The organism is Enterococcus lactis (assembly GCF_015751045.1).
Taxonomy (GTDB): domain Bacteria; phylum Bacillota; class Bacilli; order Lactobacillales; family Enterococcaceae; genus Enterococcus_B; species Enterococcus_B lactis.
Genome location: NZ_BNJW01000010.1, coordinates 94,247 through 105,941 on the forward strand (window position 1 = coordinate 94,247; position 11,695 = coordinate 105,941).

9 protein-coding genes and 1 pseudogene are annotated in these 11,695 nt (G+C 38.4%); 1 reads left to right on the plus strand and 9 read right to left on the minus strand.

What is annotated here, in order from left to right:
- Positions 1–75: 75 nt before the first annotated feature.
- The 5 genes from ulaA to KFO35_RS07110 form a co-directional block, all read right to left on the minus strand.
- Positions 76–1,449, minus strand: a complete 1,374-nt coding sequence (gene ulaA, locus KFO35_RS07090) for a PTS ascorbate transporter subunit IIC (RefSeq protein ID WP_002313768.1) — start codon at positions 1,447–1,449, stop codon at positions 76–78.
- A 25-nt stretch (positions 1,450–1,474) separates the two neighbouring features.
- Positions 1,475–1,759: a PTS sugar transporter subunit IIB gene (locus KFO35_RS07095; protein ID WP_002315031.1), complete on the minus strand. Its 285-nt coding sequence runs from the start codon at positions 1,757–1,759 to the stop codon at positions 1,475–1,477.
- Between the two features lies 1 nt (position 1,760).
- The gene (locus tag KFO35_RS07100; RefSeq protein WP_002315030.1) at positions 1,761–3,776 is read right to left on the minus strand and encodes a BglG family transcription antiterminator; all 2,016 of its coding nucleotides are present in this window, start codon (positions 3,774–3,776) and stop codon (positions 1,761–1,763) included.
- A gap of 161 nt (positions 3,777–3,937) precedes the next feature.
- Positions 3,938–4,243: a hypothetical protein gene (locus KFO35_RS07105; RefSeq protein WP_002329195.1), complete on the minus strand. Its 306-nt coding sequence runs from the start codon at positions 4,241–4,243 to the stop codon at positions 3,938–3,940.
- A 96-nt stretch (positions 4,244–4,339) separates the two neighbouring features.
- Entirely contained in the window at positions 4,340–5,371 is a 1,032-nt protein-coding gene (locus KFO35_RS07110; protein WP_002315028.1) for a Gfo/Idh/MocA family oxidoreductase, read from the minus strand.
- Positions 5,372–5,577: 206 nt separating this feature from the next.
- Here KFO35_RS07110 and KFO35_RS07115 point away from each other — a divergent pair, with 206 nt between their 5' ends.
- A complete protein-coding gene (locus KFO35_RS07115) occupies positions 5,578–6,453 on the plus strand; it encodes a MurR/RpiR family transcriptional regulator (protein WP_002315027.1) in 876 nt (291 codons plus the stop codon).
- 121 nt (positions 6,454–6,574) lie between these two features.
- On the opposite strand, the gene KFO35_RS07120 is transcribed toward KFO35_RS07115, so the two are convergent.
- From KFO35_RS07120 to KFO35_RS07135, 4 genes and pseudogenes are all read right to left on the minus strand, one after another.
- Positions 6,575–7,417 (minus strand): class C sortase, encoded by an 843-nt coding sequence (locus tag KFO35_RS07120; protein WP_156271869.1) that lies wholly within the window; start codon positions 7,415–7,417, stop codon positions 6,575–6,577.
- Between the two features lie 91 nt (positions 7,418–7,508).
- Positions 7,509–9,387 (minus strand): annotated as a pseudogene (locus KFO35_RS07125) (SpaH/EbpB family LPXTG-anchored major pilin).
- Positions 9,384–10,805: a SpaH/EbpB family LPXTG-anchored major pilin gene (locus tag KFO35_RS07130; RefSeq protein WP_025477252.1), complete on the minus strand. Its 1,422-nt coding sequence runs from the start codon at positions 10,803–10,805 to the stop codon at positions 9,384–9,386. The pseudogene KFO35_RS07125 and the gene KFO35_RS07130 overlap by 4 nt, the downstream one beginning before the upstream one ends.
- Before the next feature lies 1 nt (position 10,806).
- A partial coding sequence (locus tag KFO35_RS07135; RefSeq protein WP_244653255.1) for an MSCRAMM family protein occupies positions 10,807–11,695 on the minus strand: 889 nt, incomplete at its 5' end.

The following is an 11,695-nucleotide window of genomic DNA, read 5'->3' on the forward strand; positions in this document are numbered from 1 at the left end:
AACTGCTTGCGACCTATCAGAAAACATTCGATCGTCTTCTGATATTGTCCAAGCAGTTTTTATTTTGAAGCTTGCTTAATTCTGTTCTTTAGAAACAATGTTTGTTCTTTTTCCGGCAAAAAGAAAGCTAGATAATACGACAAGTAAAAAGAAAGCGATGATTCCGACTGTCAATGCCATTTGACCGTATTCTCCTAGTTTCCCAAGTACAAGTCCTGGTACTAGATAATCAGTATCGGCAAATGTAGAAGAAGCGATTTTAAGATCTCCTAATACCGGAAGGATAAATAATGGCAACCAACTAATCAATAAGCTATTGAAAGCAGAACCTAATACCGCCCCTCTTCTACCGCCAGTCGAGTTGCCGAAAACACCAGAAGCAGCTCCGCAAAAGAAATGGCCAACTACTCCAGGGATGATGACTGTAGTCTGCAAGCCTATCATGGCAAACATCGATAGCGTTCCTACAAAGAAGCTGACAAAAAAGCCAATCAATACAGCATTAGGTGCATATGGAAAAACGATAGGGACATCTAACGCTGGTTTAGAATCAGGTACAAGCTTTTTAGCGATTCCTTGGAATGCTGGAACGATTTCTGCCAACACCATCCGAACCCCTTGAAGGACGATAACAAACCCTGCTGTAAATGTTCCAGCTTGGATCAATGCAAAGATTACAGCATTATCTCCATTGCTTAATTCTCTTTCAACAAATCCAGGACCTGCTAATAAGGCAAGTGCGACATATACGATTGACATCAAGAGCATGATCGATACAGTAGAATCTCGCAAAAAACTGAAACTTTTAGGAATCTTTATGTCCTCTGTAGAGCGGTCTTTATTTCCAAAGAACTTACCGATCCACCCGCTAGACGCATAACCGATATTGCCGGTATGCCCCAGCGCAACTTGGTTGTTCCCAGTAATGTTCTTCATGAATGGTTGACAAAGAGCGGGCGTAATAGTTAATAGTGTTCCTTCAAAAATCCCTCCTAATAAGATCATCCACACGTTTGCAGTAAATCCAGCGCTTACTAAAATGACTGCTGTCAGACAAGAAACATAAAGCATCGCTTGACCTGTAAGAAAAATAAATTTATATCTTGTGAATCGAGCAAGTAGAATATTCACGATCATCCCTACTAGCATGATCAAGGCAGTAGGTGTCCCGAATTGTTGTAAAGCAATCGCCACTACTGCTTCATTACTTGGAACTACACCTTGGGTATGCAGAGCCGTTTGGAACATCGAAGCGAAAGGGGTTAATGAATTACTGATCAGTCCAGCGCCGCCAATCAATACTAAGAATCCGACAAATGTTTTGATGGTTCCTTGGATCACTTCTGAAAATTTCTTTTTTTGCAGAACAAGCCCAAGCAGTGCAATCAGAGAAACGAGGATGGAGGGCTGACTGACGATTGAAACAAACAAATTCAACAATTTATCCATTGATATTTCCTCCCTTGAATCATTTTTATTCTTTTGACAAGATCTGTCCTACTTTTTCTTTTACTTCATCACTATCGATGATCGATTGCAACGGCACGAGTTTTTCATCCGGTATAGAAGTAAGTGTATCTTTCAAAGAATGTTCAATGAAGAAATAATCCGCCATATCGCTAGATACACTCCCAACATCCGTATGACTTACTTCGAAATCGTCCACATCTGCTCCAAGATCTGCAAGAGCTTGTTTGATGTTCATCTCTACCATAAAACTTGTTCCTAATCCACTTTGACACACTGCAAAAATTTTCATGTTATTCGTCTCCCTTTTTTATGATTGCTAGTATTTCTTCTTTTGTTGAGGCTTGTAATAGTTCTTGAAGATTTTGTTTATTAGAAAGTAGCTTGGTTAAATTTGCCAACGCCCGAAGATGTGCCTCGTTATCGATAGCGGCTAAACAGATAAATAAGCTGATGGGATGAGCAGGATCATCGATTAGATCAACTGGTTGTTGAAGTTTCAGCAAAGACATCCCTACTTCGTTTACACCGTCTTCCGGACGAGCATGCGGCAGTGCGATGTGGTCGCCGATGTGGATAAACGCACCATACTGCTCCACACGTTCAATCATCGCTTTGATATAACTCTCCTCTATTTTATTCTTTAATAATAGTGGTTGTGCGGCAAGTGTGATTGCTTCTTGCCAGTTTTTTGGTTGATCGGATAATTGGATCATTTCTTCTGTTAATAATTCAGATAGCATAGGACGTTGATCCTCCTTCTTTTCTAAAAGTTTGTTCATTTTACGATTTAAGACTTGATAGAGCTTTTCTTCATCTACACCTTCTTTTAATTCGATATATGGAAGTAGCGCAGCTAGCAATTCTTGAGCAGAAGGCATGGAGAATCCTGGTATCAGCCAATCTCTTTGTACTTGATTGATCAGCTGGTTTTTTTCCAAGTCAGTCATGATTGGTTGTAGGACATACAGCGACTTTTTCTTATTCGTAAGCGTGAGAGGCACAGTAGAAAAAACGATATCGTAAGAAGTTTCATCAACCTCGTGCAAGCGATCAGCTGAATTGGTCTCTGTAAAAAGGATCATCGGGAATAATTGCTGAAGTTCGCTTTTCAAGATCAATGAAGAGCTAATGCCACTTGGACAGACGATCACGGCTCTTATTTTTCTGTTTCTTTCTTCTTCATCTACTTTTCTTATTTCTCCGCCGAATAGTATAGTGAAAAAACCAACCTCTTCTTCAGGGATGCTCTTCCCTATCCGTTTTTCTAACGGACGCAATGCTTTTCTTGTCATTTCATAGATGGAAGCATATTGATGTTTGATTTGATCAATCATCACATTTGGCAAGTAAAAAGAATAAGAGATACGAAAATAGGCAGGTACCAAGTGATAAAAGACATTCATCAATAATTCACGAAATGAATCAAATTCTACGGCCATCAGGAATTCCATGCGATGGATGACTTCTGAAGAACATTCCAGCAAAAAATCAAGTGCAGGCTCCTGGATATCTCCTTCAACAATGGAGGCTAAGCAAAGAGAGAGAAATAGAATCTCTGACTCTAGATGTTCGGAATAGCCTAAGCCAGTCAATATTTGTCGGCTGATGTCATTGATCGCAAGAGAAGCTAAAAGTTCAGCATCTTTTACCTTTTCTACAGATATTTTCCCCATTCGATTAGTGGTCAAACTTAAATAATACGCTAACTCATCCATTCGATTGGGTGCAAAGCGTAGATCTGATAGAGAGATTGTGTTATCTAACAAATCTCTAGCTTTTGCATAACAATCAAGAGAAAGCATTGCGGTTAAATACGTGAGACCAAATCTTCCAGCGAGCGATTGCATTAAACGAGCGGTGCGATTTTTTGCTTCCTTTCTCAATATTACTTCTGCCCCCAGTAGCCTAAAGCCTGCTTTTCTAGTATATGTCAGCTGACATTCTTCCCCTTCTAATTCCTTTCTTACTTTTTTGATATCCGATAGGACTGTTCCTTTAGAAACCTGAAGAAAATCTTGAAAATGAAATACAGAAATAGGTATGCTATTCGAATAGACCATCAAATAAAGAAGATCTCTACGCTCTTGTTCGGTGTACACCGCTTCAAAGCGAGTGATATTCACGTATTTTTCTGCCCAGTCGATCGCTCGAAATTTTTTCAGATGGATATGGGTCTCATCCATATATTCGGCAAAGGGAGTTAGTTGGTTGATTGCCTCGTCTATATTTACTTCGATGATCTCGGCTGCTCTTTCTAGACTGATTTCTCTGGGTGTTTTCAGGAGATAACTAATTTTGTAGTTCACAGCGCTGTTCACCTCCTATTTGTATTCTAGTATGATACCGCTTTTAAATCGAGAGTTGTTTGGTACAACTTACAGTTAGATTTTTTTACGACTGTACCAAACGACCTCTATCGGGATACATAAAAAAAGCAGGTGACCAAATGGCTCCCTGCTTTTATGAATTAATGATGATCGTGTTTCTTTTTTGAAGTCAGTTCTTCAAATTTTTCTTTGACCTCTTCAACCGCTTTTTCGATATCTTTTTCAAAGTGATTAGGTTCGTTAGGCTCTGATTCTTCTTCTACAGAATTTGAACCGGATAAAGCTGTTTCTTTGTTTTCTGTTTCACCGGAGTTTGTACCAGCTAATGATTCTTCTTTATCTTCTGTTTCACCAGAATTAGTACCTGCTAAAGCTACTTCATCTTCCGTTTTAGGGGCCATTGAACCTCTTAATCGTTTGTGTTTTTCACCATCATAATTTGTCATATTGGTTCCTCCTAGTAATTCTATACTTTTTCATCGTACAATAAGACAGTTTGTGCGTCAAAAAACAAACCCGATTCTTACAAATATGTCATGTTTTCATCTTTTATTTTCTGATTCTTGAATGCCTTTGATTCCTTCTTCCAAAATTTTCATCTGTAAGATTGTTTCTTCATCTTTAATGACTTTTTCAGCGCCATTGACTAATGTCTCGTAAATGCCTTTGTAGACGCGACTATAATCACCGACCTCGGAAATCACTTTTTCTTCATGATAATCCCCTTGTTCATCTATATAAGTCAATACACCGTAGTGTTCGGGCAAGTCGATCCCAAAGTCTTCATGATCAGGCATATAAAACATTTTAAGATGTTCTTCTTGCCGATCTTTCGTTTGTTTCACGAACATCCCTTTTTTTCCATAAACGACGAAACTTGGACGTTCTTTGATACGGAAATAGCTGGATTTTATCGAAATTTTCATGTTTCCGTAGAAAAAGTCCAAATCGAAGTAATCATTCATTCGTCCTTTCCCTAATAGTTGACGAACATCATAACGGATATCATCTGGTTCGCCGAAATAAGAAAGAACTTGGTCTACTGTATGACAAGCATGTCCATATAAATAGCTGTTTGCAGTAGAAAATTCATGCGTATTTTCTGGTACTTCCGGTCTGAAATAATCGTAATGCATTTCTACTTCTAAAATATCCCCTAATTTTCCGCTTTCGATTACTTTTTGGACTGTCAAGAAGTCAGAATCGAACCGTCTGTTTTGGTAACATTGGATAAATAGCCCTTTTTCTTTTGCTAATGCAAATAACTCTTCTGCTTCCTTTGACGTTTCTGCAAAAGGTTTTTCTACCAATACATTCTTTCCATGTTCGAGTGCCATTTTTCCATATTCATAATGAAATTGACTTGGCGTAGTAATGACAACTAATTGGATCTCAGGATCATTCCAAAGATCAGACAGCTGATCGGTATATTCGATGTCTTCAAATGTTTCCCACACTGGTTTAGATGGGGAAAAAATTTTTTTGATATTGATTTTGTCCGTAAGTTTTCTTGAAAATGGCAAATGATAGCGATTTGTACTCTTTCCATTGCCGAGATAAGCGATTGTAAGCATGATTTGTGCCTCCTTTTATTGTTGTTTTCAGTATATCTTAGAAAAATATAGAAAGTGTCTATAATAGCCATTCTGGCAAAAAAGTTCAGAAAAACATTTGTTATCATTTGGTTTGGTGAAATTTATGTTCAAAGTAAGGTAAAAAATCAAAAAGAGAGTGGCGGAACCAAGCATTTATCAGTAAGATAGAATTTGGAGGTCAGATCATGCTTATTGAAGAAAAATTAACCAAACAAGAGTTGTTTACCACGACAGAGAAACGGATCGCTGATTATATTCGGAGGAATATCGAAGCCGCAGTCTACATGACGATTGAAGAATTAGCAAAAGCTACGTATACTTCCCATTCAGCTATCATTCGTTTATGCAAAAAAATGGGCTTCAGCGGATTTAAAGAATTTCGTTTCGAACTAGGACGGGAAGTTCATCAATTGATTGCCCAGTTTAATCAAACGGTCGATCCTAATTTTCCTTTTTCAAGTGAAGATAACACACAGCAAATTGCAAAGAAAATGGCAGATTTGTCAATCCAGTCAATAAAAAAAGCGCAATTGCAGATCGAGCATCAAGATTTGGATCACATCAGTAAAGTATTGAACAACGCACAGCGAATTTTTCTTTTTGCAAAAGGCGATTCCCAAATCACGGCAAGGAAGTTCCAGAATAAAATGGTCAAGTTGAATAAATTTTTGATCTTGGCCGAAGAATATAGCGATTCTTCTTGGAATGCAGCCAATTTGACTAGCGAAGATTGCGCAGTTTTTATTAGCTACAGCGGTCGTATCCATCATTATGAACGGATAATGACCTATCTAAAGCATGTAGGAGCTCCAACATTATTGATTACCGGAAATCAGCATTCAGAAATGGCCAAACAGGCTGATATGTGTCTTGTTATATCGCAGGAGGAATATGATTTTGCTAAAGTAGCGACTTTCTCCTCTCAAATTGCCTTCGATTACGTATTAAATACGTTATTCTCAGTGATATATTCTCAAAATTTTGAAGAGAATATCCGCAATTTGAAAAACAAACAAGAATTGATGCAAAAAGGCCTTCTTAAAGAATATCGGAAAAATTGAGACAAGCTTTCTTTGATATCGTTATAAATATAGACTGGCTGAAGTTTTCTTTTTCAAACTTCAGCCAGTTTATTTGTTTACGCATTGCTTTGAATACATCTATCATAGAAAAGAGACACAGTTACCTTCTGTTTCTTATTTTAAATGTTTGCCGAAAAAGATAAATAAGAAACAGAAAAATCAGTATACTTATAGCTATCAATCCATACAGGAAGAAACGTTTGTTCTCAGATACTTTCTGTACTTCTTTCTGTACTTTTTTTGCATGATAAGGAACGCGATGCCCTCTGACAAGTAAGCGATGACTGTTGATCATATAAGGTGTACAAGTCAGTAGTGTCACGAAATCCTTCCCTTTTTCGATTCTCAGGTCTTTTGTATCAGTTGGTTCTACCGTCTTTATCTGATCGACTTGATAAGCAAGTGTCTGTCCGTTGATCTCGATATAGAAAGAATCACCTAAAGTCAGTTTTGGCAAGTCAGTGAACAACTTTGCTTGAGGCAGTCCCCGATGACTGGAAATAACGGCATGCGTACTTTCTCCCCCAGTAGGATAAGATGTCCCTTCCAATAACGAAGCGCCTTTTTCTAGCAGCACGGTATTTGTTTCGTCAAAAATCGGTAAATGGACATTGATTTCAGGAATCGTCAGAACGCCGATCGTATGTTTTTCAAAATAGGTTTTGTCTGTTTTCACTGGTTCCTTTTTCTTAGTAAAGGGATCAACACCGGGATTTCCTCCTTTTTTTGCTAATTGCTGGTTTTTCTTTGTCATGTCTTTTTGGATTTTGGCCATGACTGCTTCATTTTCTTTGACCGCTTGTTGCTGATAATGAGAGATGATCTGCTGATCCAGATAATTATTCAGCGCGTCGCTAACAAATGGATAAGCTAGTATCCCTATTCCTGAGAGAAGCAAGAAAAGCATCAGCAGATCTAGAAGTTTCCCTTTCTTTGGTTTCATTTGTGTTCTCCTTGTGATGACTGTTTGATAATAAAAGAAAAAGGAGCATTTGCGTAATCCGCTGCTCCTCTTTCCAATTCATGTACAAAGATTAAATCTGACTATGCTTGCGTCTAGCAAAGTACAATCCAGCAATCAATAGAAGGATCACACCTGCACCAATATAAAGATAGATTCCCTTACCACCTGTTGAAGGAAGTGTACCTTTGTGTTTATTTGGTATTTTTTCAGGAGAAATCAACTGTCCTGCTGTTGCGTAAGATTGTTCATCGACAGTAAATGCTACACGGTTTGTTAATGGAACATAATTTTCTGGTGCTTTCGTTTCTTCCAGATAGTACGTGCCGTATTTGAGACCTGTCACATCAACTAAACCGTTGTTTGTGGTTGTAAAAACTGTTGCTGATTCTTTCGTCGAAACCCAGTTGACGGCTTTTGTAGATGGGTCGATCGACAAATAGTTGGCTGTGTCACTCTCTTGATCACGAACGACGAATTCTGCTCCAGCAAGTGTTTGATCTGATGCAACATCACCATCTACTTTGACAAATCGTTTGCCGCCAGTAACGACATCGACTGACGGTGGCGTTTGATCATTTGTATGTCCGTTATCGACATTTGCTTGGTTAGAAAACCCTTTTGTTGGATCTGCTTTTTCGTTCAAATGCATATAGTAAACAAATTTCAGCGTACCACCAGGAGTGAGTGAAGGAATATAATTCGAGTCAACTGAAACCGTGAATCCGTTTGTTTGTTCAGTGACAGAATAATTTGTTGGATCGATTTCTTTATCCCCATCATACAAGACATACGCATACGTTCCTGAAGTTTCATGATCAAATGTCAAAGCAGCGTCATGAGTATCAATGAGTTTGAATGTCGTGTACTTGTTTTGTGTTCCTTCTTTATCAGCGATACCTAAAGGAATATTGACAGAGATCTCATATTGGATTTTTTCTCCGATTGCGACATCTTTTCCATTCAATTGTGGAGTTGTCTTATCAACTTTGGACGTATCATTTTTGATTGTCTTTTCTACAGGAGTTTGACTATTTGCCAAGATCTCAAACGGCGTGTTTGTTTGATTGTCAATCATTTCTGCATTATCAGGAGCTTTTACTTCTTCTAAATTATATTTTCCAACCTCTAAATGATTGACGATCAACTGGCCTTTTTCAATCGTTGCCTCGGCAAAGTCATTGTTGCCGATGTCATAAGAATGACCAGTAATGAAATGTTTGGCTTTGGTTTGATCAGTTGTCCAAGTGTACAATCCATCTGTGACACTTTGGATGTATTTTTTGACGCTTGGTGTTCCTTCTTCTTTAGAAATAATGAATGCTGCACCGTTTAGTGCTTCGTTTTCGGCAGTACCGACTTTGGTCACTTTCAATGTTCCATCATTACCAACTATATTTTTAGGATAGAGATGGATAGTGTCCAATTCTTCTGTCCCGTATTTATAAGAGCCATCTGCTTGTTTGATCATCTCGTATACAGGAAAAGCGAGCACCATGTTTGTGGCAGCTGTCACTCCGTCTTTTGGTTCCTCTTTGATTGTGTAGACTGCATCTTTCCCATTTTGTTTTTTTAGGTAAAGATAAAGTCACATTTCCATCCGCATCTGTCGTTCCTGATGCAATTGGTGTACCAGGAGTCAAAGATTGGACTGCTTGTTTTGCTGCATCCACCGACGCTCCTTTCTTCCGTTGCGCATAAAATTCTGTAGTGACGTTATAAACGGAAAATGAAATATCGGCTAATCCTTGGTATTGATCGAATTCGCTCATTTCTTTCCTGCTGTTTTGGATTAAAGGATCGGGTAAATCAGTCATTTTCTTTTTATGAAGGATGACTTGAGCTGCTGTCTCCTCCGCAAACACTCTTTTTGCGCCGAAGCTACTTGTGATTAATGGTAAAATAAGAAAAAGTGCACCTAATATAATGCTTATTTTTTTATGATTTTTCATTTTGTCACTCCTGTTCTTTTTTTAATAAACAACCATATTGCAAGGCTTGCGAACACCATGCCAACAACGACTAGAAGGATGTTTTTCGTTTCGTTTGTTTTAGGAAGAAATGGACGACTATTTTCTTTTTTGTTGACTACTTTCAATCTACCGACAGTCTCTTTCTCCTCAGAGAGGCTAGTTGAAATGGTAAACGGAATTTCTGTTTCACTTAAAATATAACCAGATGGTGCTTTGATCTCTTTTAACCAGTAATCTCCTGTTTTCAACCCGATAATTGAAAAAGCGCCATTTTTATCGGAGGTCAGGTGAAGCGCATCTGATTCATTACTTGTCCACTTGTATCCGTTGGCTGTTCGCTGGAGATAATTTCCTGCTTTGTTTTTAATAAGGAATACTGCGCCAGCTAATCGTTTGTTTGGTTTATTTGTCTCGATTTTGACAAATTGCTTACTCCCTGTATATACAGAGACTTTCTTTGTGCTGATACCAAAACCAAAATCTAGTGTTCCGTTGTTATTGATTTCCTTGTTCGCCTGAGCTGTACTGTTTAGCTGCATCTGATAAGAAATGGTCAGGTTTTTTCCAGCATATTTTTCTAGCGAAGGAATCGAAAATGCAATTTCAAATCCGTGTGGTTTCGTGTGTATGACAAATCCTTCGGATAGCTTTTGTCCATTCGATGACATCGTTAGACTATTAGGTAAAAACGTTAATGCTCCATCCGCACTATCTGATAATACGAATTTTTGATAGTCTAAGATATTCATAGGGATCGTCGTGTGCAAGGAATAAGTGACTTTGTCACCAATCGTAAAATTATTCCTCGTTTCTTCTAATACCTTTTCAAAAGGAGGATCAGGGTAGTTATTTTCTTCATTTTTAGGATACAAATGGATAGATGAAAGTTCTTGATCGTTTTGTCCATATACAGGTAGAACAACTACCATGTTCTCTGCTTTTTCTTTGACGACTTCTGGTGCTTTGGATTCAATAAAAAGATACGCTTTCTCTCTTTTTTTATGATCTTTGGCAGGTAGAGAAAAAGAAGCAATACCATCTTCGTTGTTCAGAGTTGCGGTTGTTGCTTCTGCGATAAACGTGCCAGAAGACTTACCGTTTTTTGCAATCTCTGTTTGTGCTTCCTCTACTGTTTTCCCCTTTTCTCGTAAATGGTAAAAAGATTCTGTGACATCGTAAACTTGAAATGTGACTCCATTCAATCCCCGATACGTTTGCAATAACTCTTTTTCTTGTCCGTCACTTGGCTGGTTTTCCGGTAGTTGGCCATTTGGAAACAGTAATTTGTGCAAAGTGATCTGGACCATATCTGGTTCTGTTGCTGTTACTGCCTGAGTAAAAGCAGGTTTAAACAGTAATAAGAAGAGACACATACTAAGCCAACCAAGTTTTTTCATATTAGCTGCCCCCTCTTTCTTTTTTGAAAAAAAGATACCAAATAGAAAATGTACAACCAATCATCCCTACTAGATAGATTCCTAAGCGGCCAATTCCTCCCGTATCAGGTAATGGTACTTTTGCCTGATTCGTGATGTCTAAAGAAATCTGGTTGTTTTTGGCTCCTGGTGAAAGAACAGACTCATACTCTTGTCCATCCACTTGAATCGATCCATCTTCTTTTATGATGATAGTAACTGGATCTTTTAGTCCTTGGTATCCTTCTGGTGTAAAGGTTTCGGTCAGCTTATAAGTTCCAGGTTTTAAATTTTCGAATAGAAAGGTGTCCGTTTCTTGTCCATCTTTTGGCAATTCTAAGTCCATTTCTGGTCCTTGCAGTCTGAATTTGGCTCCTTTTAATGCCTGTCCGTTGTCTTCCTTTTTGTGTACTGTCAGGTCAAACGCTTTTAATCGATTTTGATGAGTGAGCGTCCACATGCCATTCGTTGTCTCGGTGTTTTTCCCCGTGTAAATAATCTTTCCATATTTGTCGATTTGGAATTCATAATTTCCCGGCGAAGTATCATATCCGACAGGACCAGCTGTTTCAACGACTCGGTATTCTCCAGGTGTGAGTGAATCAAAAATGGCAAGGCCTTTTTCATTCGTTGTTTGGCTGTCCATTGGCTGATAAGCACCGTTTGCTTCTTTTTTCTGTAGGGAAAAAGCTGCACCTTTAAGATTCATCTCTTTGCCCGTCCTTTGCATCGTATACTTACGTACTGCTATAGGAATTTCAACAAAAGGATTTTCAATGGTCAACTGGATCGTATCATCGGAAGTAGTGACTGTTTTTCCATCAATGGTTACCGTACCATCAGAAGCAATCTTGATTTCCCAAGTAGTCTTT